This window comes from Streptacidiphilus sp. MAP12-33 (assembly GCF_041261265.1).
In the GTDB taxonomy this organism is placed as follows: Bacteria; Actinomycetota; Actinomycetes; order Streptomycetales; family Streptomycetaceae; genus Streptacidiphilus.
In genome coordinates this window covers 102078-127180 of record NZ_JBGCCA010000029.1, presented here as the reverse complement: position 1 = coordinate 127180, position 25103 = coordinate 102078, and the positions used below count along the sequence as shown (strand labels likewise).

Genomic DNA, 25103 nt, shown 5'->3' with positions numbered 1-25103 from the left:
GGCGCGGCCCTGTATTCGCCCCGGCCTTCGGCCCCGAGCTGTTGCCCATTGCCTCGCCGCCGCGCGCCCCGCCGCTGCGGCCTTCGGCCGGGAGGCGTCCGGGCGCGGCCAGGTACCCGCCCCGGGCCTGGGCCCCAAGCTGTTGCCCGCCGCCCCGCCCCTGCCGTCGCGGGGGCCTTCGGCTGGGAGGGGTTCGGGCGCGGCCCTGTACTCGCCCTGGCCTTCGGCCCCGAGTTGTTGCCCATTGCCCCGCCGCCGCGGCCTTCGGCCAGGAGGCGTCGGGGCGCGCCGGCGGGTGACACATGCATGGCTGCGCCCAGCGCGCCCACAGGGGAGGCCGGGTGCTCGTTCGGGGTTACGCCCCGAGCTGGGGCAGCGACGCCACCGCCTTGCGCATGCCCGAGAGCCAGGCGTCGCGGTCCGCGGTGCGGTGCTGCTCGTAGGTGGCGACCTCCTCGTGGGGGAGGATCAGGAAACGCTCGTCCGCCAGCCCGCGGACGACGGACTCGGCCACGTCCTCCGGCTCGATCAGCGGGCCGAAGGCCGTCAGGACCGCCCGCACGTCGTCGCGCTCGGTCATGGCGCTGCGGACCCCCTGCGGGCAGAGCGCGCTGACGCGGATGCCCTGGGCGCCGTAGGTGACCGCGAGCCACTCGGCGAAGGCGACCGCCGCGTGCTTGGTCGCTGTGTACGCCGCGTCGCCCGGCATCTGCAGCAGGCCCGCTGCGCTCGCGGTGTTCAGCAGGTAGCCGTTGCCGCGCTTGAGCATGCCGGGCAGCACGGCGCGGGCGGCGTAGACGTGGGCCATTACGTTGATGTCCCAGTTGGCCTGCCAGAGCTCGTTCGGCGCCGCTATGCCCGCGCCGCTGCCGATGCCGGCGTTGCTGCAGAACAGGTCGACCGGGCCGAGGTGCTTCTCCGCGGTGTCGACCAGGGCCCGCACGTCGCTCTCGCGGGAGACGTCGCTGGCCACGCCGACGGTGTGGCAGCCCGCGCGGTCCAGCTCCTGGGCCAGGTCCTCGACCTTGCCGCCGTCGAGATCGGCGAGCAGCAGGCCGCGCGCGCCCTCCGCGGCGAACCGCCGCGCCAGCGCGGCGCCGATGCCGCCGGCCGCGCCCGTGATGACGACGACAGCGCCCTTCAGCTCCATGCCCCGAACCCCTTTTCTCAGCGCCTCGTCGCGCGTCACGTCCCGGACCCCGCACGGACCCGATCGCTGCGGGCGATCGTAAGCTCACTACCCGTGGGTTCGACAGTGTGTCTCTGCCCACCTTGCCGACGGGTTAACGTCGGGACGTGCAACCGTCTCTCCCGCCCCAGCTCTTCTCCCACCAGTTCGCAGCGAATCCTTACCCGGCCTACGCGTGGCTGCGTGAGCACGCGCCGGTGCACTGGACGACGTTGCCGAGCGGTGTCGACGCCTGGCTGGTGACCCGGTACCCGGACGCGCGGCAGGCGCTGGCCGACACCCGGCTGAGCAAGAACCCGGCCAAGCACAGCCTGCAGGCGCACCGCAGCGGACGGGTCGGCATCCCGGGGGAGCGCAGCGCGGACCTGATGACGCACCTGCTCAACATCGACCCGCCGGACCACACCCGGCTGCGCCGCCTGGTCTCCAAGGCGTTCACACCGCGCCGGGCGGCGGAGTTCGAGCCGCGTGTGCGGGAGATCACGGACCGGTTGATCGACGGCTTCGCGGAGCGCGGCTCGGCCGACCTGATCCACGAGTTCGCCTTCCCGCTGCCCATCTACGCGATCTGCGACCTGCTGGGCGTGCCGCCCGAGGACCAGGACGACTTCCGCGACTGGGCGGGGATGATGATCCATCACGGCCAGTCCCCGCGCGGCGGGGTCGGGCGGGCGGTCAAGAAGATGCGTGGCTACCTGGCCGAGCTGATCCACCGCAAGCGGGCGGACCTCGGCGAGGACCTGATCTCGGGTCTGATCCGGGCCAGCGACCACGGCGAGCACCTGACCGAGAACGAGGCCGCGGCGATGGCCTTCATCCTGCTCTTCGCCGGCTTCGAGACCACCGTGAACCTGATCGGCAACGGCCTGTTCGCCCTGCTCACCCACCCCGAGCAGCGGGCGGCCCTGCAGGCCTCGCTGGACCGCGGCGAGAGTGCGCCGCTGGAGGCGGCGGTGGAGGAGTTGCTGCGTTACGACGGGCCCGTCGAGATCGCGACCTGGCGCTTCGCCACCGAGCCTTTGACGCTGGGCGGTCAGGACATCGCGCCGGGCGACCCGGTGCTGGTGGTTCTCGCCGCCGCCGACCGCGACCCCGCCCGCTTCCCGGATCCGGACACCCTCGACCTGGCCCGCAGGGACAACCCGCACATCGCCTTCGGCCTGGGCATCCACTACTGCATCGGCGCGCCGCTGGCCCGCCTGGAGGCCCAGTACGCGCTCGCCGCGCTGCTGCGCCGCCTGCCCGACCTGCGGCTCGCCGCCGATCCGGCGGAGCTGCGCTGGCGCGGCGGCCTCATCATGCGCGGTCTGCGCCAACTTCCGGTCGAATTCACGCCTTGATCACGGCAGGGTAACGGAGGTCACACTCGGCCCTCTGTTGACGAAGGAAGTGCTGGTCAGCCTGGTTCGCAAGGGGCCGGAACGCCGTGTCGGGAACGAAGGTGACGGCGTGTCGGGATTGTGAATCATATGAAAACCTGTCTAGCCTCCCTGAGGTTCGCGCCAGCGGACCACCGCCGCGCGGGACGCCGAGTCCTGTCCACCGCGAGGCGGGATCGTCGACTTGACGAACGGACAGGAGCGGGGGACCCAGGTAGTCCGCCGGACGCGCGCCAGCGCGGACGGCTCGGGGTGAAGACGTGCGAACGTCCGGGCCAGCCTCTACGGCCCGAACCCGACAGCTCACCTCGTAGGCGTCGGAGGGGACTTCAGCATGCTCTTTTCCGGTACCGGCCGTCATCGCAAGATCCGCGTCAACAAGGCCAAGACCCTCGTGGCCACCACCGGCGTCGCCTCTGCCGCCGTGGCACTGCCGCTGATCGGCGCCACCGGCGCCCACGCCGCGTCCGTCTCGACGTGGGACAAGGTCGCCCAGTGCGAGAGCGGCGGTGACTGGTCCATCAACACCGGCAACGGCTACTACGGCGGCCTGCAGTTCTCCGCGTCGACCTGGCGCGCCTACGGCGGTGGGGCGTACGCGTCCACCGCGAACCACGCCACCAAGGGCCAGCAGATCACCGTGGCCGAGCGCGTCCTCGACAGTCAGGGCCCCGGTGCCTGGCCGGTCTGCGGGCCGCGGGCGGGCCTGCACAAGGGCGGTCCGTCGCCGGTCGTCGGCGGCGGCTCCTCCGCCGGGAAGGGCAAGCACCACAAGCCCGCCCCCGCGCCCAAGCCCCCGGCGCACCACGGCGGCTCGGGCAACTACACAGTCAAGCCGGGCGACACGCTGGCGAAGATCGCCGCCGCGCACCACATCCTCGGCGGCTGGCAGAAGCTCTACGCCGAGAACCGCGCCACCATCGGCGGCAACCCGGACATGATCCACGTCGGCGAGAAGCTCGTCGTGAAGTAGTCCGGACCAAAGGCGCAGGACCGCCGACGCGGCCGCTACCGACGGGTAGTGGCCGCGCGGCGTTTCGCCAGGCAAGACAGGCCCAAGGGCCTGAGGGGTCCGGGCCGGGACAGCGGCTAGGCTCTGTGCGTAACAACCCGCATCCCCAGAGGAGACAGTTGTGCCGTCCATCGACGTCGTCGTAGCGCGGGAGATTCTCGACTCGCGTGGCAACCCCACCGTCGAGGTCGAGGTCGGCCTCGACGACGGCAGCACCGGCCGCGCCGCCGTGCCGTCCGGCGCCTCGACCGGCGCCTTCGAGGCCCTGGAGCTCCGTGACGGTGACAAGTCCCGTTACGGCGGCAAGGGTGTGGAGAAGGCCGTCCTGGCCGTCATCGAGCAGATCGGCCCGGAGCTGGTCGGCTACGACGCCACCGAGCAGCGCCTGATCGACCAGGCCATGCTCGACCTGGACGCCACCGCCGACAAGTCCTCGCTGGGTGCCAACGCGATCCTCGGCGTCTCGCTCGCCGTCGCGCACGCCGCCTCCGAGGCCAGCGACCTGCCGCTGTTCCGCTACCTCGGTGGTCCGAACGCGCACGTGCTGCCGGTCCCGATGATGAACATCCTCAACGGCGGTTCGCACGCGGACTCCAACGTGGACATCCAGGAGTTCATGATCGCCCCGATCGGCGCGGAGTCCTTCTCCGAGGCACTGCGCTGGGGTGTCGAGGTCTACCACCAGCTCAAGGGCGTGTTGAAGGCCCGCGGCCTGTCCACGGGCCTCGGCGACGAGGGCGGCTTCGCGCCGAACCTCGACTCCAACCGCGAGGCCCTGGACCTGATCATCGAGGCCATCAAGGGCGCCGGCTACACCCCCGGCCGCGACATCGCGCTCGCCCTGGACGTCGCCGCCTCCGAGTTCTTCAAGGACGGCGCCTACCAGTTCGAGGGCAAGGCCCGCAGCGCCGCCGAGATGACGGCCTACTACGCCGAGCTGGTCGCCGACTACCCGCTGGTCTCCATCGAGGACCCGCTGTTCGAGGACGACTGGGACGGCTGGAAGACCATCACTGCCGAGCTCGGCGACAAGGTCCAGCTGGTCGGTGACGACCTGTTCGTCACCAACCCGGAGCGCCTGTCCCGCGGCATCAAGGAGGGCGCCGCCAACGCCCTGCTGGTGAAGGTCAACCAGATCGGCTCGCTGACCGAGACGCTGGACGCCGTCGAGCTGGCCCAGCGCAACGGCTACCGCTGCATGATGTCGCACCGCTCCGGCGAGACCGAGGACGTCACCATCGCCGACCTGGCCGTCGCCACCAACTGCGGCCAGATCAAGACCGGTGCCCCGGCCCGCTCCGAGCGCGTCGCCAAGTACAACCAGCTGCTGCGCATCGAGGAGATCCTCGACGACGCCGCCGAGTACGCCGGCCGCGGCGCCTTCCCGCGCTTCAACGGCTGAGCCTGCCTTTCCGCCGCCTCGTCGTCCTCACCCTCTAGGGTGGGGGCGGCGGGGCGTCGTCGCGCACAGGGCTTGTTCGCGCACCGGGCACGGAGGAGCCGCGAACACGGGAGGGAGTCGGCAGTGGCCAACCAGCGGCAGGGCCGGAAGCGGCCCCGGCTCACCGGTCGCGCTGCCGTGCTCGCCCTCGTGGTGTGCGCGCTCGTGGCCGCGCTCGCGTACCCGATGCGGCAGTACATCGCCCAGCGCTCGCAGATCGACCAGCAGCGGGCCGCGCAGCGGCAGGCGCAGCAGCAGGTCGACGAGCTGGAGCGGGAGAAGGCCCGCTGGCAGGACCCGGCGTTCGTCGCCGCGCAGGCGCGTGAACGCCTCCACTACGCCTTTCCGGGTGACACCCCGTTCACGGCCGTGAACCCCTCGCCCACGCCGACCACCTCGCCCACCACCCAGCAGCAGGCGTCGCAGCCGTGGTACCAGAGCCTGCTCGGCTCTCTCGACGCGGCGGACCACGCCGGACACTGAAGCCCGGACACCGAAGCTCGGACATTGAAGAATAGAGACATGTCGCACGACCACCCCACCACTCCCGTGTCCGAGGCCGACCGCGCCGCCGTCGAGGCCCAGCTGGGCCGCGTCCCGCGCGGCCTGCGCGCCGTCGCCCACCGTTGCCCCTGCGGCCTGCCCGACGTGGTCGAGACGGCCCCGCGCCTGGAGGACGGCACCCCGTTCCCGACGCTCTACTACCTGACCTGCCCGCGCGCCGCGTCGCTCATCGGCACGCTGGAGGCCGACGGGATGATGAAGGAGCAGACGGCCCGGCTCGCCGAGGACCCGGAGCTCGCCGCCGGCTACCAGCGCGCGCACGAGGACTACATCGCCCGCCGCGACGCGATCGAGGTGCTGGAGGGCTTCCCCAGCGCCGGCGGTATGCCGGACCGGGTCAAGTGCCTGCACGTGCTGGTCGGCCATTCGCTGGCGGCCGGTCCGGGGGTGAACCCACTCGGTGACGAGGCGCTGGCGGCGCTGCCGGAGTGGTGGCGCAAGGGCCCGTGCGTGTGCGCGCCGGGTGCCCCCGACGCGGCCGAGGGCTGGACCGTCGAGCAGAGCGAGGACGGCTCCGGCTACTTCGCCGCCAAGCCGGTCGGGGAGTCCGAGTGAGCCTGACCCGGGTCGCGGGTGTCGACTGCGGCACCAACTCCATCCGCCTGCTCGTGGCCGACCTGGATCCGGCCACGGGCGAGCTGCACGAGCTGGACCGGCGGATGACCATCGTCCGGCTCGGCCAGGGCGTGGACCGCACCGGCCGGCTGGCGCCGGAGGCCCTGGAGCGGACCTTCGCCGCCTGCCGCGACTACGCGGCGGTCATCGAGGAGCTGGGCGCGACCCGGCTCCGCTTCGTCGCCACCAGCGCCTCGCGCGACGCGGAGAACCGGGACGAGTTCGTCGCCGGGGTCCGCGAGATCCTCGGCGTCGAACCCGAGGTCATCACCGGGGACGAGGAGGCGCAGCTCTCCTTCACCGGCGCGACCAAGGAGCTGAACGGCGAGGGCGGCCCCTACCTGGTCTTCGACCTGGGCGGCGGCTCGACGGAGTTCGTGCTGGGCACGGAGCGGGTCGAGGCGGCCCGCTCGGTGGACATCGGCTGCGTGCGGATGACCGAGCGGCACGGCGAGGACTTCGACGCGATGCGCGCCGACATCGCCAAGGCGCTCGACGAGGCGGCCCAGACGGTGCCTCTCGACAGCGGGGCGACCCTGGTCGGCCTGGCCGGGACCGTCACCACCGTGGCCGGGATCGCCCTCGGGCTGCCCGCCTACGACAGCGAGGCGATCCACCGCTCCCGCATCCCCGTCGCGGACGTCCGCGCCGTCACCGAGCGGCTGCTGGCGTCCACTCACGAGGAGCGCGCGGCCATCCCCGTGATGCACCCGGGCCGGGTCGACGTCATCGTCGCCGGAGCCCTCGTCCTGCTCGCGATCATGGAGCGGACCGGCGCCTCTGAGCTGGTCGTCAGCGAGCACGACATCCTCGACGGAATCGCCTGGAGCACGCTGCTCTGACGCCTGGTCGGGGCCCTGGTGGGGCGTCGTCGGACCCTCCGGCGCGCCCCGCCGAGGAATGTTCGTGAATTTCTTCACATGGAGTTCCCGCCGGGCGGGTGGGCCGGTGGGGCACTTCGTCCGAATTGTGGGACCGAAGGTGCCTTGGTGACCTCGGCCGTGTGATCCCAGGTGACGCGCCGGAATCGTACGCACAATCGCAATGAGGCCTTCGAGCTGCGGAAATTCACAGCGGCAGGTTCACGCGTGTGAAGGGGCGTGCCGGCCGGGTTCGTGGGGGCGCGTAGTGTAGCAGGTGCTGTCCAGACCCTTGTGAGTAGGCCCACAAAAGCCAGGCGGCAGGGGGGTGGATACTTTCGGATATGAGCACCACGGAGCGTCCTCGCATCCTGATTGTCGGCGGTGGCTACGTCGGCCTGTATGCCGCGATGCGCATTCTCAAGAAGATGCGCTACGGGGAGGCGACCGTCACGGTCGTCGACCCGCGGTCGTACATGACGTACCTGCCCTTCCTCCCCGAGGCGGCCGGCGGCAACGTCGCGCCTCGTAACCTCGTTGCCCCGCTGCGTCGCGTCCTGAAGAACGCCGAGGTCCTGACGGGTCACGTCACCTCGGTCGACCAGGAGCGCAAGGTGGCCACCGTGCACCCTGCCGCGGGCGACCCCTACGAGATCCCCTTCGACTACCTCGTCGTCGCGATGGGTTCGGTGTCCCGCACCTTCCCGATCCCGGGTCTGGCGGAGCACGGCATCGGCATGAAGTCGGTCGAGGAGGCCATCAGCCTCCGCAACCACGTCGTGGCCCAGCTCGACCGCGCCGAGTCCACCACGGACGAGGCCGTGCGCAAGCAGGCGCTGACCTTCGTCGTCATCGGTGGCGGCTTCGCCGGCATCGAGACGATCGCCGAGATCGAGGACATGGCTCGCGACTCGGCGAAGATCTACCACAACGTGAAGCGTGAGGACATGCGCTTCATCGTGGTCGAGGCGGCCAACCGCATCCTCCCCGAGATGGGCCCGGACCTCGGTCTGTGGACCAAGGAGAAGCTCGAGGAGCGCGGTATCGAGATCTACATCGAGACCTCGATGGAGTCCTGCGTCGACAAGCACGTGGTGCTGAAGAACGGCATCGAGGTCGACGCCTCCACCATCGTGTGGACCGCCGGCGTCAAGCCGAACCCGGCGCTGGCCAACTTCGGCCTCCCGCTCGGCCCGCGCGGCCACGTCGACACCGCCCCGACCCTCCAGGTCCAGGGCTTCGACAACGTCTGGTCGGCCGGCGACAACGCCCAGGTGCCGGACCTCGCCGTCGGCGAGGGTGCCTGGTGCCCGCCGAACGCGCAGCACGCGGTGCGTCAGGCCCTGGTGCTCGGTGACAACGTCATCGCCGGCATGCGTGGCTTCCCGCAGAAGGAGTACAAGCACAAGAACCTCGGTGCGGTCGCCGGTCTCGGCCTGCACAAGGGTGTGGCGATCCTCTTCGGCAAGTACAAGCTGAAGGGCCGCCCCGCCTGGTGGTTCCACCGCCTGTACCACGGCAGCCGCGTGCCGACCATGAACCGCAAGGTCCGCGTCTTCGCGGACTGGACCCTGGCGATGTTCCTCAAGCGCGAGACCGTCTCCCTGGTGGAGATGGAGTCCCCGCGCGAGGTCTTCGTCGAGGCCGCCGCCCCGGCCCCGGCTCCGGCCGCTCCGGCACAGGCCAAGGAGAAGGTCTCCGCCTGACGGCCCCGGGCCGGTATCGCTCCGGCCCACCCGAAGCCCGGCAGCGTCGCCGGACCACGACCGTGGTGCTCATGACCGGCACCGCTGCCGAAAGTGCCCCCGCCCGTTCACGGGCGGGGGCACTGGCATGTCAGGGGCCTGTCCGCACGTACCTGTGGTGAAACCACCCAGGGCGCGGGGCCCCCGCCCGAAGGCGGGGCCCCCGCGCCCCTGAGGTCGGTGCGACCAGGCGTCAGTCCGTCTTGATCGCGCCCAGGATGTCGAGCCTCGCGGCGCGGCGGGCGGGCCAGAGGGCGGCGAGGAGGCCGACCGTGGCGCCGAGGGCGATGAAGAGGGCGAGGCGGCCCCAGGGGAGGACCGTGGACAGGCCCGCCAGGTCGGCCTTGAGGAGGCCGTTCGCCGCCCAGGCGAGGAAGGTGCCGATGGCGACGCCCATCCCCGCACCGAAGACCGCGATGACCACGGACTCCAGCCGGACCATCCGCTTGACCCCGCGCTTGTCGAGGCCGACGGCCCGCAGCATGCCCAGCTCGCGCTTGCGCTCGAAGACCGACATGGCGAGGGTGTTCACCACGCCCAGGATGGCGATCAGGACCGCCATGCCCAGCAGGGCGTAGAGGATCGTCAGCATCATCGAGATGATCGAACTGAACTGGTCGACCATCTGCTGCTGCGACTGCACCTTGACCAGCGGGTTCAGGCCCGTCGCGTCGCGCAGCGCCTGCTCGTTGGTGCTGCTGGCGCCGCCGTCCGACTTGACCAGGACGACCTGGTTGTACGGCGCCGTGGTGTGGCCCGCCAGCGCCTGCTCGCTCAGCATCGCCGGACCGAGCAGGTCGCTCTTCGGGTAGACGCCGCCGACGGTGAGCGAGCCCGTGGTGCCGTTCGGGTAGGTGACCGGGACGCTGCTGCCGACCTGGAGGCCGCGGCTCTTGGCCTGGTCCGCGTCGATCAGGAGCTGCCCCTGCTTGAACGCGTCCGTGGTGCCCGAGGTCAGGTCGGGGGCGATCAGCTGGTCGAAGCTGGTCGCGTCGACGCCGCTCACCGAGAGCTGCCCCCCGCCGACCTTGAGGTACTGCGAGTCGATGACGCTGCTCGCCGTGACGCCCTTGGCCGACTTCAGGTCGGACACCAGCGACGGTGCGACGGGGAAGCCCAGCTGCATGCTGACCGCGTAGTCCGCCTTCATGTTGGCGGTGACCTGCTGGGTGATCGCGTGGGTGATCGAGGTGCCGATCACCGTCAGCGCGGTGATCAGCGTGACGCCGATGGTGAGCGCGGAGGCGGTCGCCGCCGTGCGGCGCGGGTTGCGGATGGCGTTCTGCTTGGCCAGCGTGCCGCTGACACCGAAGAGGCGGCGGAAGACCGGACCCGTCGCGGCGATGATCGGGCGCGACAGCAGCGGGGTCAGCACGAAGACGCCGAGCATGACCAGCATCGCGCCGAGGGCCACAGGCATCCGGCCGGAGCTGCCGCCCTGCGAGACACCGAGCAGCACCACACCGACGCCCGCGCCGGCCAGCACGAAGCCGATGGTGTTCCGGATGACCAGGCTCTTCTGCGAGACGGGCTGCTCGTTGCTGCTCATCGCCGCGACCGGGGCGACCCGGGAGGCGCGCAGTGCCGGGAAGAGCGCGGCGAGGGCCGTGACGACGGTGCCGACGGCGATCGTGATCAGCGCGGTCGAGGGGGTGACCGTCAGGCCGCCCGCGGGGATGTTGCCACCGGAGCCGGCCCAGGCCTTGAGGCCCGCGCCGATGCCGACACCGGCACCGAGGCCGACCACGGAGGCGGTGAAACCGACCACCAGGGCCTCGAACAGCACCGAGCGCCGCACCTGCTTGCGGCTGGCGCCGAGCGCGCGCATCAGCGCCAGCTCACGGGTGCGCTGGGCGATCAGCATGGTGAAGGTGTTGGAGATCAGGAAGATCCCGACGAAGAGCGCGATGCCCGCGAAGAAGAGCAGCGCCGTCTTCATGCTCGAGGAGCCGTCCTCGACCTGCTGCTTGGCGTCGGCCGTCAGCTGCGCGCCGGTGTGCAGCGTGACGTTGTCGCTGTGCGGGACGACCTGCTGGATCTCCTGCTCCAGCGCGGTCTGCCCGGTGCCCGGCTTGGCCAGCGCGTCGATGAGGCCGTACTGGCCGGGCGCCGTGTAGAGCTTCTGCGCCGTCGCGGTGTCGAACAGCACCAGCGAGCCGCCGGAGCTGAGCTGAGGGTCGTCGGAGGTGAAGACGCCGGACACGGTCACCTGCATGACCGGGCCGTTGGCCGCGATACGGAGACTGTCGCCGACCTTGAAGCCGTTCTTCTGCGCGGTGCGCTGGTCGATGGCGACCTGCGTCGCGCTGGTCGGGCCGGTGCCCTGGGCCATCGGGTAGCGGGAGTCGCTGCCGTCGGCGCCCGGGCTCCAGTTGGCGCCCTGGGTGTCGCCACGGCCGCCGATCAGGTTGCCGTTCGGGTCGGAGATGCCGGCGAAGCCACCGACGGAGCCGACCGCGGAGGCGGTGCCCGGCAGCGCCTGTATCTGCCGCAGCGTCGCGTCGGTCAGCGGCTTGGCGCCGCTGTTGTTGTCCTCGGCGCGGCGGTCGCTGCCCGCGGCGGTGTTCTCGACGCGGACGGAGACCTTGTCGTAGTTGTGGGAGAGGCTGTTCTTCAGCGCGGTGCTGACCGAGTCGGAGAAGACGAGGGTGCCGGCCACGAAGGCGGTGCCCAGGACGACGGCCAGCATGGTCATCAGGAGCCGTCCCTTGTGGGACAGCACGTTGCGCAGAGCGGTCTTGAACATCGGTTTCTCAGTCCCCGTGGCTCAGCTGGTCCGGCCCTTGGCGTCGAACCGGCGCATGCGGTCCAGGACGCTGTCGGCGGTCGGGTCGGCGAGCTCGTCCACGATGCGGCCGTCGGCGAGGAAGATGACGCGGTCCGCGTAGGAGGCGGCGACCGGGTCGTGCGTGACCATGACGATGGTCTGCCCCAACTCGCGCACGGAGGAGCGCAGGAAGCTGAGGATCTCCGCACCTGAGCGGGAGTCGAGGTTGCCGGTGGGCTCGTCCGCGAAGATGATCTCGGGCCGCGAGGCGAGCGCGCGGGCGCAGGCGACACGCTGCTGCTGGCCGCCGGAGAGCTGGCTGGGACGGTGGCTCAGCCGGTCGGCGAGCCCGACGGTGGCGATCACCCGGTCCAGCCACGCCTTGTCGGCCTTGCGGCCGGCGATGTCCATGGGCAGGGTGATGTTCTCCAGCGCGGTCAGCGTCGGCAGCAGGTTGAACGCCTGGAAGACGAAGCCGATCTGGTCCCGGCGCAGCTTGGTGAGCGCCTTGTCCTTGAGGCCGTTGAGCTCCACGTCACCGATGGTGGCGGAGCCGGCGCTGACGCCGTCGAGGCCGGCCATGCAGTGCATGAGCGTGGACTTGCCGGAGCCGGAGGGCCCCATGATGGCGGTGAACTCGCCGCGGTAGAACTCCACCGAGACGTGGTCCAGAGCGGTGACGCGGGTGTCGCCGGAGCCGTAGACCTTGCTCAGGTCCGAGGCTCGAGCTGCGGCGGTGCGCAGAGCAGTGGTCGTCACGGTGGGACTCCGAGGGTCGGGAACGTGCGGATGCGAGCCGATGAGCGCGGATTCTCATCGCCTCTTCATCCTCTCCGCCGTTCCGGGCCCCAGAGTCGGTCCGAGGGACGGACCCCGGATCCTTCTGCGGTATGACACCGTCTCCGACTCCTCGGGGACGACTCCGGGATGTCCCTGAGGGTTACCGGCGCGTAGGGCAGCCTGACGAATTGTCAGAGTCCGGTAAAATGAGCCAACTTCCCTGTATCGGTGCACGGGCGGTGCGTGGCTGCGGATAGGCTTTCCCCCAGGGGATGCGCCCGGATGGTGGAACGCAGACACGGCGAGCTTAAACCTCGCTGGCCGGGAGGCCGTGCCGGTTCGAGTCCGGCTCCGGGCACGAGTCCGCGACCTGGTCTGACATGCCCAGGCCAGGTCGCGGTCCGGGGCCTCTCTCGCCGGGTGCGCTACATGCGCGCGGCGGCGCGCCGCAGGTCGAACTCGTGGACGAGCGCCTTCGCGTAGCCGTACGAGATCTCGTACTCGTGCCTGAGCCACTCGATCTTCTCCTCGCAGCGGAGGAGTCCGGGGCCGTCGGCCACGGCGCGCAGCCAGTCGTCGATGCTCCGGCCCGTCACGGCGGGGATGCGGGAGATCAGGTTCTGATGGGTCTCTGCGGAGTACATGAGGGTCACTGGGCGCCTCCGGTAGAGCGGTCCGTTTCTTGACTGTGCCGCAGGGTGGGGGGCTTGGCAACAGTCCGCGTCGAGGCTGGCGTACCCCGCGGGGCGTGCTCCCATCCGCGATGCGCGGATACGCTCGGAGCATGCCTGATCCGACACCACTTCTCGCCGCCGCCGAGCGTTTGGCGGACCGTTTCCGCGCGATGCCCCAGAGTTCGCTCACCCGTCAGGCGCCGGCCGGTCTGGAGCTCGCCCGAGCGCTGGCGCGGGCGTCCGGAGCGGAGGGGGAGATTCCCGACGCGGGGGTGTTCGTGGTGGGTGATCAGATCGCGGTGGCGGCCCACGACCTGGCCCTGACGCTCGCCGCGTCGGACGGCCCGGAGGCGGACCGCGTCCTGGCCGAGGCGTTGAAGGCGATCGCGAAGCTGTAGGTGCCCGACCCCAGGGGCGCGGGGCCTTGCTCGGTCAACTGCGTGCGCGGGCAACCACCGGCGTGCGGATGGCCCTGCGCGCCCCGGACCATCCGCACGCCGGTGGCTTGTCGCGCCCACGCAGGGGGCACCTCGGGAGCGCATCCCGGCCGAAGGCCGGGGGAGGAGCCGCACATCGGCAGGGCCCCGCGCCCCCTGGGGCGGCAACCGGCCGGGTTGCCTACAGGCTGGCGACGACGCGGTCCGCGAGGACGTAGACGGTTTCGGTCTCGGAGAGGGCGAAGGTGAGGGCGTGGGCGCCCGGGAGGCGGGAGGTGCCGAGGAGGCGGACCTCGGTGCCCTCCGCGACGGCCTCGCGGATGCGCGCGCCCGTCCCCGCGTCGCCGGGCGCCACGCAGAGGGTGGTCTCGTCCTCGAAGACGTACACGTCGAGCGTGCCCATCGGGCCGGGGCGGACGTCCTTGAGGACGGTGCCGACCTCGACCAGCTCCAGCAGGCGCAGGTCGGTCCACTCGGGGGTGGGCGCGGGCTGCGGGACGAAGCCCGGCTCGGCGGGGTGGCGGGGGCGCGGCGCGCGGTCGCCCTCGGTGATCATCTCCTCCAGGGCGGAGCGCAGCGCGTCCGAGAACTCCGGATCCATTTCGCCGGACTCGTCCACGACCGAGCCGTTGAAAAGCGAGCGCGGCGCCGGCAGGAAGAGGGTGTTCTCGGCCACCAGGTCGTCGAGGGAGTCGGCGGAGACGCCCTCGACGGAATCCTCCGCGGCGCGGGCCTCCTGCTCGGCCCAGAAACTCCGTGCTTCGGCGATCTCGCGCTCCCGGTCCTCCGCCAGGGCCACGGCCACGGCGCGGCGGACGGTGGATTCCAGGTCCGACTCCAGACGGCGCCGCAGGGCGCGGACGGAGAGCAGCGTGGTGGCGGCGAGCGCGGTGACCAGCACGAGCAGAACGAGTAGGAGGACGGTCACGGGAGGCACCCCTTGCGAGGATTCGTACGGGCGGTCAACCCAACAGTGCCGCACGCAGGCAAATCCCGGCAGGGCGTAATGCCCTTTTCATCTGTGACGTCCGACATTGCGAGAAATCTCCGGAGGGCAATTCTCTACGGAATGCAATCGCATGGTCGCGCTCCGTCGATCAAAAGTGAAGGACGGATAAAGAAAAAGGGTCGGGCCGCGTCGGAACGTGACCCAACCCTTACCCGTCTGCTATTGGACCAAACGGGTCATCCTGAACTTCTCATGAGAGAGGTCAGCTCAGTCGCTCGATGACCATCGCCATGCCCTGGCCGCCGCCGACGCACATGGTCTCCAGGCCGAACTGCTTGTCGTGCCACTGGAGCGAGTTGATCAGGGTGGTGGTGATCCGGGCGCCGGTCATGCCGAAGGGGTGGCCGACCGCGATCGCGCCGCCGTTGACGTTCAGGCGGTCCAGGTCGATGCCGAGGTCGCGGTAGGAGGGGATCACCTGGGCCGCGAAGGCCTCGTTGATCTCGACCAGGTCGATGTCCGAGATCGACAGGCCCGCGCGGCGCAGCGCCTGCTTGGAGGCCTCGACCGGGCCGAGGCCCATGATCTCGGGGGAGAGGCCGCTGACACCGGTGGAGACGATCCGGGCCAGCGGGGTCAGACCCAGCTCGCGGGCCTTGGTGTCGGACATGATCACCAGGGCCGCCGCGCCGTCGTTGAGCGGGCAGCAGTTGCCGGCGGTGACCAGGCCGTCGGGGCGGAACACCGGCTTGAGGCCCTCGACCGCCTCCAGCGTGACGCCCGCGCGCGGACCGTCGTCGGTGCTGACGACCGTGCCGTCGGGCGTCGTCACCGGGGTGATCTCGCGGGCCCAGAAGCCGTCGGCGATGGCCTTCTCGGCCAGGTTCTGGCTGCGGACGCCGAACTCGTCCATGTCGCGGCGGGTGACGCCCTTGAGCTGGGCGAGGTTCTCCGCGGTCTGGCCCATGGTGATGTAGACGTCCGGGGCCAGCCCGTCCTCGCGCGGGTCGTGCCAGATGTCCGCGCCGGCGGCCGCGCGGGCCACGGTGCGGGCCTCGGCGTCGGCGAAGAGCGGGTTCTTGGTGTCCGGCAGCCCGTCCGAGCTGCCCTTGACATAACGGGAGACGGTCTCGACGCCGGCCGAGATGAAGACGTCGCCCTCGCCGGCCTTGATCGCGTGCAGCGCCATGCGGGTGGTCTGCAGCGAGGAGGAGCAGTAGCGGGTGATGGTGCAGCCCGGCAGGTGGTCCATGCCCAGCTGCACGGCCACCACGCGGCCGAGGTTGTAGCCGGCCTCGCCGCCGGGCAGACCGCAGCCGAGCATCAGGTCGTCGATGTCGCGCGGGTCCAGCTCGGGCACCTTGGCCAGCGCGGCGGCCACGATCTGCGTGGTGAGGTCGTCCGGGCGGACGTCCTTGAGTGAGCCCTTGCCGGCCCGGCCGATCGGCGAACGGGCGGCGCTGACGATAACGGCTTCGGGCATCGTGGCTCCTGGAGATGCTGGAAGAGGAGGGCGGCCGGCCCGTCGCGGCCCGGGAGGTAGCCGGGTGATGACGACAGGCCTGCCAGAAAGCTACTCCCTGGTAGGGGGTCCGTCAGTGCTCCGTCACTGTGAGCTGTCTGACGTAGACAGGGAGGTGGACAGGGCCGGGTCGGCCACCGCCTCGGCGGCGTCGTCGGGCACGTGCTCCACCCCGCCGTTCCCGTCGGCGCTCCCGCCGTTGCCGACGGCGCTCAGCGGGCGGCGCGCCCGGCGCAGCAGCTGGGCCCAGTGGCCCGCCGGGGCGACCTCGGTGCCGCCGTGGGAGGCGGCGACCGCCGCGGCCTTGGCAAGAGTGTGCAGGCCCTCGGCGCGCTGCTCCCGGGGGATCTCCGGCCAGACACCGAGTGCGGCGCACAGGGTCGGCAGCATGGCCATGGCGGCGGTGGCGTAGCCCTGGGCCGAGGGGTGGTAGCGGTCGGAGGCGAACATCTCGTGGCGGCCGCGGAACTCCTGGCCCAGCAGGTCGCCGAGGGAGACGGTGCGTCCGCCCGCCTCGACCACCGTGATCGCCTGTGCCGCGGCGAGCTGGCGGCTGGCACGCCGGGCCAGCCAGCGCAGCGGCGGGCGGACCGGCTCGATCGTGCCGAGGTCGGGACAGGTGCCCACGACCACCTCGCAGCCGAGCGCGCGCAGGTGCTTGAGGGCGTCGCCGAGCAGGCGCACCGCGGTGGCGCGCTTGGTCATCTGGGTGACGTCGTTGGCGCCGATCATGATCATGGCCAGCTCCGGACCCTCCGGGCCGGTCATCTGGAGCAGCGCTTCCATCTGCCGGGGCAGATCCTCCGAGGTCGCGCCGTTGGCGGCGACGACGAAGAGGTCGACGGGCCGCTCGGTGACGGAGGCGATGCCCACCGCCAGCAGCGCGCCCGGGGTCTCCCGGCCGCGGTCGACCCCGAAGCCGGCGGCGGTGGAGTCGCCGAGGACGGCGAACATGAGCGGTCGGGCGTCGGCGGCGGCGAAGGCCGTCCCGTAGCGGCCGTCCGCGCGGGGCGGCTCCCCCTTCAGCGAGTCCAGCTGGTGCTCGGCGATCTTGGCCTCGGCCAGCAGCAGGCCGACGAGCCCGACACCGACGAGGCCGATTCCGCCACCGCCGTAGGCCGCAGCCGCGGCGATGCGTCGGGCAACTCGTGCTCGTGACATGACCACCCCCAAGTGGGTAGGGCTCCGGCCACCGGGACCGTTTGTGGCGGCCCGCAGCGACGCGGAGTATCGGCATCACTGCGTCAATACCCGGTAACGTCTCGCGGCGCGCTTGTGTTTCGGCCGTGCGCGCAGCATCCGTACGGTTTCGGCCGTCCACCGCCCGGGCGGACCGCCTCCGCCGACCGACGCCGCCGCCTGCCGCGCCCGCGAGCGTGCCTTGGACCGAGTCTCCCGCATTACGCTGGCACCCGCGGGGTCGACAAACCGTGCGCTCCGCATATTTCGCTCGCACCGCCACACCGCGGAGGATCCGTTGCGGTACCACGACTCGATCATCGACCTGGTCGGGAACACCCCCCTGGTCAAGCTGAACAAGGTGACGGAAGGCATCTCCGCCACGGTCCTGGCCAAGGTGGAGTACTTCAATCCCGGCGGTTCGGTGAAGGACCGCATCGCCATGAAGATGATCGAGGCCGCCGAGGCCTCGGGGGCGCTGAAGCCCGGGGGGACCATCGTCGAGCCCACCTCCGGCAACACCGGTGTCGGTCTCGCGATCGTGGCCCAGCAGAAGGGCTACAAGTGCATCTTCGTCTGTCCGGACAAGGTCTCCACCGACAAGATCAACGTGCTGCGCGCCTACGGCGCCGAGGTCGTGGTCTGCCCGACCGCCGTCGCGCCTGAGCACCCGGACTCCTACTACAACGTCTCCGACCGCCTGGTCCGCGAGACGCCGGGCGCCTGGAAGCCGGACCAGTACTCCAACCCGAACAACCCGGCCTCCCACTACGACTCCACCGGCCCGGAGCTGTGGGACCAGACCGAGGGAAAGATCACCCACTTCGTGGCCGGCGTGGGCACCGGCGGCACCATCTCCGGGACCGGCCGCTACCTGAAGGACGCCTCAGGCGGCAAGGTCCAGGTCGTCGGCGCCGACCCCGAGGGTTCGGTGTACTCCGGCGGCACCGGCCGTCCGTACCTGGTCGAGGGCGTCGGTGAGGACTTCTGGCCCACCGCCTACGACCGCACGGTCGCCGACGAGATCGTGCCGGTCTCGGACAAGGACTCCTTCCAGATGACCCGCCGCCTCGCCAAGGAGGAGGGCCTGCTGGTGGGCGGCTCCTGCGGCATGGCGGTCGTGGCCGCGCTGGAGGTCGCCAAGCGGCTCGGCCCGGACGACGTCGTCGTGGTGCTGCTGCCGGACTCCGGCCGCGGTTACCTGAGCAAGATCTTCAACGACGAGTGGATGCGCGACTACGGCTTCATGGAGGAGGGCGGCGACGAGGCCCACGTCGGGGACGTCCTGGCCCGCAAGGACGCCATCGAGCACGAGGGCATCCCGCAGTTCGTCCACGTGCACCCCGACGAGACGGTCGGCGAGGCGGTCCAGATCCTGCGCGAGTACGGCGTCTCGCAGATGCCGGTGGTCTCCCCGGGCGCCGGCCACCCGGACGTGATGGCCGGTGAGGTCATCGGTTCCATCGTCGAGCGCGACCTGCTGGACGGTCTGATCGCCAAGCGCTTCACGCTGGAGGACACGCTCGGCACCCACATGTCGGCGCCGCTCCCGGTGGTCGGCTCGATGGAGTCGGTCAGCAGCCTGATGACCGTGCTCGGCCGGGCCGACGCCGCGGTCGTGCTGGTGCAGGGCAAGCCGCAGGGCATCGTCACGCGTCAGGACCTGCTCGCGTTCCTGTCGCGACAGTAGGTCCAAATGGTACGTAGGCGTCACGTACCGGCAGCACGTGGTTAACAACGCTCCGGCATTGTTGTTGTCACGGCAAGAAGCCGAGCGTGGTGACAGCGGGGAATGGAGCGGCTCCCGGACTCCGCCGTCACCAGGACGCGTCGGACGGCCCTGACCCGGCCGGCCGCGTCCAGCCCGCGGGGATCGCCGTCGTCCCGCCCCTGTCGGTCCAACGATGGGGTGCGGCGCCCCGCGGCACCAGCTCCGCGTTCCCGGGTGGGGGAACAGGACGGAGACAGTAGGGCCGGCCCCGCGGGGCCGGCCCTACTGGTGTTCTCGGGCGGGTTTCACGCCGCTCGGACGCTGCGGCTCACATCGTGGCGCGTCGGCGGACGACGACCAGGCCCGCACCGGCCAGCAGGAAGCCCGCGCCGCCCACCAGGTACGGCGTCCCGTTCGTGCGGACCGAATCGGACGGTGTGAACACGGTGCTCGCGGTGGCGGCGGTGTGAACCGGCGCCACCGGGGAGGCACCTGACGAGGCATAGGGCGAGACGGCCAGAATCGCTGCCGTGCCGATGCCGGCCGCGACGGCGGTGAAGGTGAGATGGCGGCGACCCACGGGCGCTCCTACGTACGACGGCCGTGATCACGGCTGTTTCGCGCTGGTCCGGACGATGCTAATCACCTTCCCGGCCTTTGGATAGGCTCGGCCCATGACTACTGAGAGCAGCTCCCCGCGGTACATCCGGCTGCAGATCGAGCTGATCGCCGAGATCGTCGACGAGAAGGCGCTCCAGGCGGCGGCGCTGGAGCAGGTCGAGAAGGACGAGTACCTGGAGGACGACGAGCGCGCCGAGGCGGTCGAGGCGATCAACCTCGACCCGAGCGGTGCCGTCGCCCACTTCATCGACCCGGTCGCGATGCTGGCGAACATCCCCGGTGTCGAGCTGGCCGAGGCCGGCTGGGAGACCCAGCCCGTGGACTACGACGAGGACACCGAGGACTGGGAGCCCTTCGAGGCCGGTGCCGAGGAGTGAGTCCGGGGCGGGGCGCCGGGCGGTGACCTTCCGCCAGATGAGTATTGCCTGAGAAGTCCGAATTGGGCGTTACTGGCAGTCCTGTTTAGGGTGATAAGCGCACTACACCCGGAAGGCAGGAGCGGACGAGATGACGACAGCGGCGAACTGGACCCGACGGTCCGTGGTGGCGGGCATGGTCGGGACGCCGGTGCTGCTGCTGGCAGCGTGTTCGGGTTCCGGATCGGACGGCAAGGGCTCCGGGGCCTCCGGGGGCTCGTCACCGGTGGCCTCCAAGGCGACGGTGAGCGTCACCCCGAAGGACGGTGCGACCGGGGTGGACATGACCACGCCGGTCACCGTCCAGGTCGCCGGTGGGACGCTGGACTCGGTGACGCTGACCGGCCCTGACGGCAAGCAGATAGCCGGTCGGCTCTCCGCGGACAGGAGCGGCTGGACCAGCACGACCCCGCTCGCCTCCAGCGCCGGGTACAAGCTCGCGGCCGTCACCAAGGACACCGCTGGCACGGCGGCGACCAGCACGTCCGCGTTCACGACCGGCAAGCCCGCGAAGACCTTCGTGGGTGTGTACACACCCGACGACGGCGTGACCGTCGGGGTCGGCATGCCGGTGTCGATCAACTTCAACAACGCGATCACGAACAAGGCGGCCGTGCAGAAGGCCGTCACCGTGACGGCCGAACCGCCTGTCGAGATCGTGGGCCACTGGTTCGGCGACACCCGGCTGGACTTCCGCCCGCAGGAGTACTGGAAGCCCGGCACCAAGGTCACTGTCACCCTCGCGCTCAAGGACCTCCAGGGCGCGCCGGGCCGTTTCGGCACCCAGGCCAAATCGGCGACCTTCACCATCGGCCGGAGCCAGACCAGCGTCGCCGACCTGGGGGCCAAGCAGCTGACCGTCACCCGGGACGGCCAGGTCACCCAGCAGTTCCCGATCTCCGGCGGCAGCCCCGAGCACACCACCTGGGCGGGCAAGATGGTGATCTCCGAGAAGCTGCTGCAGACCCGGATGGACTCACGCACCGTCAACCTGGGCGGCGAGTACGACATCGCCGACGTGCCGCACGCGCAGCGGCTGACCACGTCCGGGACCTTCATCCACGGCAACTACTGGTCGGTGGGCACCTTCGGCAACGAGAACACGAGCCACGGCTGCATCGGCCTGCACGACGCCAAGGGGGCGTCCGACCCGAGCACGCCGGGGGCGAAGTTCTACAACAGCTCGCTCGTGGGCGACGTCGTCCAGGTCGTCAATTCCGGCGACCGCACGGTGGACCCCGCCAACGGCCTGAACGGCTGGAACATGGACTGGCCGTCGTGGAAGGCCGGCAGCGCGGTCCAGGCGTAGCCGCCGGGCCTGCTGCCCGCCGGGGTCCTAGCCGAGTGCGCCCGGGGCGGGGACGCCGAGGGAGCTGCGGAGGTCCTTGTAGGCCGACGTCGTGTCGAGGTACGGCTGGTCGCCCGCGTCGATCCGGGACTGCCAGGAGCTCTCGCCGATGATGCCCGCCGCGACCGAGCGGGCCTGGGCGGCCTCGGTCGTGTCCGCGGCGGAGAGGTCGTGCAGCGAGACCGGGAGGTCGGAGGTGGTGCCGGCCGGGGGGTCGGCCGCCAGCGCGGCCAGCGCCGCGCTCTCGGCCTGGTCGGCCGTGGCGAGCCGCTGCTCGAGGGCGGCGGCGATCTTCCAGCCGCTCGCCGGGACGTCGAGCAGCTTGAGGCGGAGCAGCACCGTCTCGTTGGTCGTCTGAAGCACCTGCCGCTGCTGCGGCGTCAGCGAGGAGCCGTCGAGGGCGTCGCCGGTCATCGGGCTGTGGTCCACGTGCGTCAGCACGCACGTGGCCGACCGCATGCCCGCGTCCCAGGCGTCGGGGGAGGGGTAGTAGACCTTGACCCGGGTGACGGCCGGATCGGGGGCATCGGCGTCCGGGATCGCGCGGGCGGCGTCGCCGATGCAGCCGACCACGGACTCCCGGGCCGCCGCGTCCTCGCCGGGGTAGCTGCTGCCCAGGCCCTGGTGGGCGACGACCTCGCCGTCGTGAGGGTTGCCGCAGGAAAGGACGTCCACGCCTTCGGTGACGTCCACGCCGTCGTGGTAGTCGAAGCAGGTGCCCGGGGCGAAGGCGTCGACGTCACCCGTGTGGGAGGCCACCACCGCGGCGCCGGTGATGATCGCCGCCATGCCCAGCGCGGTCCAGGCCGCGCACAGCGACAGTGCGACCACGGCCAGGCGCTTGCCGCGCTGCCGCAGCCGCTGGGTACGGAAGAGCGCGACGATGCCCAGCACGACGCCCACCGGCACCAGCGCGATCCCCGAGGCGACCAGCGCGCAGACGGCCAGCGCGCTCAGTTTCCCCTCGGCCGACGCGGGCGCGGGGACCGGCGCGGGCCCGTAGGCGGGCTGCTGGAACACGCCCGGGGGCGGCGGGGTCTGGGTCACCCGCGCGAGAGTAGCCGATCGGGTGTCGTGGCTTCGAACAGTTCTTTCGCTTCTCCGTCTCGGGTGGTGGGAAACACGGCATTGCTGCCCCGTACGTCACTGTTCCGTTCTTCCGACGAGGAGTGTGAACCGATGCGCATCGCCATCCCGCTGTACGACCGATTCACGGCGCTGGACGCCGTCGGGCCCGCCGCATCGACGCGTCGACCACCTGGACCGCCTCCGTCTGCAGCGGCTCGCTGCTGCTCGCCGCCGCCGGACTCCTCGGCGGCCGCCGCGCCACCTCCCACTGGCACGCGCTCGACCATCTGACGGCCATGGGCGCCGCCCCCGTCAGCGAGCGGGTCGTCCTGGACGGGAAGTACGCGACCGCGGCGGGCGTATCGGCCGGGCTCGACCTCGCCCTGCACCTCGCCGGACGCTGGGCCGGGGACACCACGGCCGAGTCGATCCAGCTGCTCGTCGAGTACGACCCGCACCCGCCCCACCACTCGGGCTCGGTCGCCTCCGCCGCCCCGGAACTCGTCGCGGCGATGCGGGCGGCCCACCTCGGCATCGTCAGCGAGCTGTAGCCGGACCGGCGACGGGCTACCGTGCGGCCATGACCCGTGGCCCGCTGCTCTTCCTGGACATCGACGGTGTGCTGATCCCCTTCGGCGGCCGCGACCACCGCACCTACCCGCCGCCGCCGGCCGAAGCCGCCGGTCCGCTGCTCGCCCGGGCGGACCCGGCGCTGGGAGTGCAGTTGCTGGACCTCGGGTGTGAACTCGTCTGGGCGACCACCTGGGGTGCGGAGGCCAACGCGACGGTCGCGCCGCGGCTGGGCCTGCCACCGCTCGCGGTCCTCGACGAACCGGAGCACGACGGCCCGCCCGGGCTGCACTGGAAGACCCGGCCGATCCTCGCCCACGCCGCGGGGCAGCCCTTCGTCTGGGTCGACGACGAGATCGGTGCGGCGGACCGGCGCTGGGTGGCCGCGCACCACCCCGGGCCGGCCCTGCTCCATGCCGTCGACCCGGTGCGCGGGCTGTGCGCGCAGGACCTCGCGGCGATCCGGAGCGCGATCCTCACCTGGCCCCCTCGCTGAGGGCCGTGGGAACGGGCGTCGGCCCGCCCGGCGGACTACGCTCAGGGCACATGAGCGAGCACGAGCACCACCACTACGCCTTCGAGACCCTGGCCATCCACGCCGGGCAGGAGGCGGACCCGCAGACCGGGGCCGTGGTCACCCCCATCTACCAGGTCTCCACCTACAAGCAGGACGGCGTCGGCGGCCTGCGCGGCGGTTACGAGTACAGCCGCTCCGCCAACCCCACCCGCACCGCGCTGGAAGAGAACCTCGCCGCGCTGGACGGTGGCCGTAGAGGCCTCGCCTTCGCCTCCGGGCTGGCCGCCGAGGACACTCTGCTGCGCACCGTCACCAAGCCCGGGGACCACATCGTGATCCCCAACGACGCCTACGGCGGCACCTTCCGCCTCTTCTCCAAGGTGCTCTCTCGCTGGGGCGTCGAGTGGTCGGTGGCCAACACCCAGGACCCGGAGAGCGTGCGCGCCGCCGTGCGGCCGAACACCAAGGTGATCTGGACGGAGACGCCCAGCAACCCGCTGCTCGGCATCGCCGACATCTCCGCGCTCGCGCACATCTCCCACGACACCGGCGCGCTGCTGGTCGTCGACAACACCTTCGCCAGCCCCTACCTCCAGCAGCCGCTGGCGCTGGGCGCGGACGTGGTCGTCTACTCGACCACCAAGTACATGGGCGGCCACTCCGACGTCGTCGGCGGCGCGCTGGTGACCGACGACGCCGCGCTCGGCGAGGAGCTGGCGTACCACCAGAACGCCATGGGTGCCGTGGCCGGGCCGTTCGACTCCTGGCTGGTCATGCGCGGCATCAAGACCCTCGGCGTCCGGATGGACCGTCACAGCTCCAACGCCACGCGGATCGCGGAGTTCCTGACCGGACACCCGAAGATCTCCCAGGTGCTCTACCCGGGCCTGCCGGAGCACCCGGGCCACGAGATCGCGGCCAAGCAGATGCGCGCCTTCGGCGGCATGGTGTCCTTCCGGCACCGTGACGGCGAGGAGGCCGCGGTGCAGGTCTGCAACCGGGCCGAGCTGTTCACCCTCGGCGAGTCGCTCGGTGGCGTCGAGTCGCTGATCGAGCACCCGGGCCGGATGACCCACGCCTCGGCCGCCGGCTCCGCCCTGGAGGTGCCGAGCGACCTGGTCCGGCTCTCCGTCGGCATCGAGTCCGTCGACGACCTGCTGGCCGACCTGCAGCGCGCACTGGGCTGACCGGTCCACCGTCGAGGCGCGGCGGCGCGGCGGCGCGGTGGCGCACCGCCTACGGCCGGTGCGCCTCGATGGACTGGTTGAACCTGGTCAGCAGCGCCACGAAGCTCTCCTGCTCCTCCCGCGGCCAGTCGTCCAGCAGCATCCGCATCAGCTCCTGCCGCGAGGCGCGCACCTCGGAAAGGCGCCCGCGCCCCTGCTCGGAGAGCTCCAGCAGCACCGCCCGGCCGTCGTCCGGGTTGGGCACCCGGTCCACCAGGCCGCAGTCGACCAGCGGGGCGACCTGCCGGGTCACCGTGGAGGAGTCGATGCCCATCGCTTGCGCCAGCGCCTTCACGCCCACGGGCCCGGTCCGGTCCAACCGGTTGAGCAGCAGGAACGCCGCCCGGTCCATCGAGTTCCGCTGGTCGCCCAGGGCGCCGATCCGGGCCTGTTCCACCCGGCGCGCGAAGATCGCGACCTGGTACTGGAGCCGGTCGTAGAGCTCCGCGTGGGCGGTGTCGGGCAGGCGCTTCTCGGGCATCGGCATCGTCGCGATCTGTCGTACGGCTGAGC

At 71.3% G+C, this 25103-nt stretch carries 23 protein-coding genes, 1 tRNA gene, 1 pseudogene and 1 riboswitch; of the genes and pseudogenes, 15 read left to right on the top strand and 10 right to left on the bottom strand.

Annotated features, from left to right (window positions below; genetic code table 11):
- Positions 1 to 355: 355 nt before the first annotated feature.
- The gene (locus ABH931_RS26680) at positions 356 to 1150 is read right to left on the bottom strand and encodes an SDR family oxidoreductase (RefSeq protein ID WP_370118227.1); all 795 of its coding nucleotides are present in this window, start codon (positions 1148 to 1150) and stop codon (positions 356 to 358) included.
- 146 nt (positions 1151 to 1296) lie between these two features.
- Between ABH931_RS26680 and ABH931_RS26675 the strand changes: the two genes are divergently transcribed.
- The 7 genes from ABH931_RS26675 (at position 1297) to ABH931_RS26645 (ending at position 8766) form a co-directional block, all read left to right on the top strand.
- A complete protein-coding gene (locus ABH931_RS26675; protein ID WP_370118224.1) occupies positions 1297 to 2529 on the top strand; it encodes a cytochrome P450 in 1233 nt (410 codons plus the stop codon).
- Positions 2530 to 2743: 214 nt separating this feature from the next.
- A riboswitch (cyclic di-AMP (ydaO/yuaA leader) is annotated at positions 2744 to 2898 on the top strand.
- A 4-nt stretch (positions 2899 to 2902) separates the two neighbouring features.
- Positions 2903 to 3541 carry a transglycosylase family protein gene (locus ABH931_RS26670; protein ID WP_370118221.1) on the top strand — a complete coding sequence of 213 codons (639 nt, stop codon included), beginning with the start codon at positions 2903 to 2905 and terminating at the stop codon, positions 3539 to 3541.
- Between the two features lie 160 nt (positions 3542 to 3701).
- Entirely contained in the window at positions 3702 to 4982 is a 1281-nt protein-coding gene (gene eno, locus ABH931_RS26665) for a phosphopyruvate hydratase (protein ID WP_370118218.1), read from the top strand.
- 123 nt (positions 4983 to 5105) lie between these two features.
- Positions 5106 to 5504 carry a septum formation initiator family protein gene (locus ABH931_RS26660; RefSeq protein WP_370118215.1) on the top strand — a complete coding sequence of 133 codons (399 nt, stop codon included), beginning with the start codon at positions 5106 to 5108 and terminating at the stop codon, positions 5502 to 5504.
- Between the two features lie 39 nt (positions 5505 to 5543).
- Positions 5544 to 6140 carry a DUF501 domain-containing protein gene (locus ABH931_RS26655; RefSeq protein WP_370118212.1) on the top strand — a complete coding sequence of 199 codons (597 nt, stop codon included), beginning with the start codon at positions 5544 to 5546 and terminating at the stop codon, positions 6138 to 6140.
- 2 nt (positions 6141 to 6142) lie between these two features.
- A complete protein-coding gene (locus tag ABH931_RS26650; RefSeq protein ID WP_370118239.1) occupies positions 6143 to 7042 on the top strand; it encodes an exopolyphosphatase in 900 nt (299 codons plus the stop codon).
- A gap of 362 nt (positions 7043 to 7404) precedes the next feature.
- A complete protein-coding gene (locus tag ABH931_RS26645) occupies positions 7405 to 8766 on the top strand; it encodes an NAD(P)/FAD-dependent oxidoreductase (protein WP_370118209.1) in 1362 nt (453 codons plus the stop codon).
- Positions 8767 to 8998: 232 nt separating this feature from the next.
- On the opposite strand, the gene ABH931_RS26640 is transcribed toward ABH931_RS26645, so the two are convergent.
- Together ABH931_RS26640 and ABH931_RS26635 are read right to left on the bottom strand one after the other, a co-directional pair.
- A complete protein-coding gene (locus tag ABH931_RS26640) occupies positions 8999 to 11551 on the bottom strand; it encodes an ABC transporter permease (protein WP_370118206.1) in 2553 nt (850 codons plus the stop codon).
- A gap of 21 nt (positions 11552 to 11572) precedes the next feature.
- Positions 11573 to 12331, bottom strand: coding sequence for an ABC transporter ATP-binding protein (locus ABH931_RS26635; RefSeq protein WP_370118203.1), 759 nt, complete (start codon positions 12329 to 12331; stop codon positions 11573 to 11575).
- Positions 12332 to 12628: 297 nt separating this feature from the next.
- Here ABH931_RS26635 and ABH931_RS26630 point away from each other — a divergent pair.
- Positions 12629 to 12710 (top strand) — tRNA-Leu (locus ABH931_RS26630).
- 67 nt (positions 12711 to 12777) lie between these two features.
- Here the strand turns inward: ABH931_RS26630 and ABH931_RS26625 are convergent.
- Complete coding sequence (locus tag ABH931_RS26625) at positions 12778 to 12996, bottom strand: DUF4287 domain-containing protein (RefSeq protein ID WP_370118200.1); 219 nt, start codon at positions 12994 to 12996, stop codon at positions 12778 to 12780.
- 140 nt (positions 12997 to 13136) lie between these two features.
- On the opposite strand from ABH931_RS26625, the gene ABH931_RS26620 reads away from it, so the two are divergent.
- Entirely contained in the window at positions 13137 to 13424 is a 288-nt protein-coding gene (locus ABH931_RS26620; RefSeq protein WP_370118197.1) for a hypothetical protein, read from the top strand.
- Positions 13425 to 13644: 220 nt separating this feature from the next.
- On the opposite strand, the gene ABH931_RS26615 is transcribed toward ABH931_RS26620, so the two are convergent.
- From ABH931_RS26615 to ABH931_RS26605, 3 genes are all read right to left on the bottom strand, one after another.
- Positions 13645 to 14391 (bottom strand): hypothetical protein, encoded by a 747-nt coding sequence (locus ABH931_RS26615; protein WP_370118194.1) that lies wholly within the window; start codon positions 14389 to 14391, stop codon positions 13645 to 13647.
- Between the two features lie 283 nt (positions 14392 to 14674).
- Positions 14675 to 15895 carry an acetyl-CoA C-acetyltransferase gene (locus tag ABH931_RS26610; RefSeq protein ID WP_370118191.1) on the bottom strand — a complete coding sequence of 407 codons (1221 nt, stop codon included), beginning with the start codon at positions 15893 to 15895 and terminating at the stop codon, positions 14675 to 14677.
- Between the two features lie 123 nt (positions 15896 to 16018).
- On the bottom strand, positions 16019 to 17095 hold the full coding sequence (locus tag ABH931_RS26605) for an SGNH/GDSL hydrolase family protein (protein WP_370118188.1): 1077 nt from the start codon (positions 17093 to 17095) through the stop codon (positions 16019 to 16021).
- A 316-nt stretch (positions 17096 to 17411) separates the two neighbouring features.
- Between ABH931_RS26605 and ABH931_RS26600 the strand changes: the two genes are divergently transcribed.
- Positions 17412 to 18803: a cystathionine beta-synthase gene (locus ABH931_RS26600; RefSeq protein ID WP_370118185.1), complete on the top strand. Its 1392-nt coding sequence runs from the start codon at positions 17412 to 17414 to the stop codon at positions 18801 to 18803.
- 349 nt (positions 18804 to 19152) lie between these two features.
- Here ABH931_RS26600 and ABH931_RS26595 read toward each other — a convergent pair whose 3' ends face one another.
- Entirely contained in the window at positions 19153 to 19404 is a 252-nt protein-coding gene (locus ABH931_RS26595; protein ID WP_370118182.1) for a hypothetical protein, read from the bottom strand.
- A 94-nt stretch (positions 19405 to 19498) separates the two neighbouring features.
- Between ABH931_RS26595 and ABH931_RS26590 the strand changes: the two genes are divergently transcribed.
- Positions 19499 to 19822 carry a hypothetical protein gene (locus ABH931_RS26590; protein ID WP_370118180.1) on the top strand — a complete coding sequence of 108 codons (324 nt, stop codon included), beginning with the start codon at positions 19499 to 19501 and terminating at the stop codon, positions 19820 to 19822.
- A gap of 130 nt (positions 19823 to 19952) precedes the next feature.
- Positions 19953 to 21170, top strand: coding sequence for an Ig-like domain-containing protein (locus ABH931_RS26585; protein ID WP_370118176.1), 1218 nt, complete (start codon positions 19953 to 19955; stop codon positions 21168 to 21170).
- Between the two features lie 27 nt (positions 21171 to 21197).
- Here the strand turns inward: ABH931_RS26585 and ABH931_RS26580 are convergent, their stop codons facing one another.
- A complete protein-coding gene (locus tag ABH931_RS26580; protein WP_370118173.1) occupies positions 21198 to 22256 on the bottom strand; it encodes a septum formation family protein in 1059 nt (352 codons plus the stop codon).
- 188 nt (positions 22257 to 22444) lie between these two features.
- Here ABH931_RS26580 and ABH931_RS26575 point away from each other — a divergent pair.
- From ABH931_RS26575 to ABH931_RS26565, 3 genes and pseudogenes are all read left to right on the top strand, one after another.
- Positions 22445 to 22828, top strand: a pseudogene (locus tag ABH931_RS26575) (DJ-1/PfpI family protein); the annotation flags it as partial.
- 29 nt (positions 22829 to 22857) lie between these two features.
- Positions 22858 to 23343, top strand: coding sequence for an HAD domain-containing protein (locus ABH931_RS26570; protein WP_370118170.1), 486 nt, complete (start codon positions 22858 to 22860; stop codon positions 23341 to 23343).
- A gap of 50 nt (positions 23344 to 23393) precedes the next feature.
- Positions 23394 to 24551: a cystathionine gamma-synthase gene (locus ABH931_RS26565; protein ID WP_370118167.1), complete on the top strand. Its 1158-nt coding sequence runs from the start codon at positions 23394 to 23396 to the stop codon at positions 24549 to 24551.
- 49 nt (positions 24552 to 24600) lie between these two features.
- On the opposite strand, the gene ABH931_RS26560 is transcribed toward ABH931_RS26565, so the two are convergent.
- Positions 24601 to 25071 carry a MarR family winged helix-turn-helix transcriptional regulator gene (locus ABH931_RS26560; RefSeq protein ID WP_370118164.1) on the bottom strand — a complete coding sequence of 157 codons (471 nt, stop codon included), beginning with the start codon at positions 25069 to 25071 and terminating at the stop codon, positions 24601 to 24603.
- Positions 25072 to 25103: the final 32 nt, after the last annotated feature.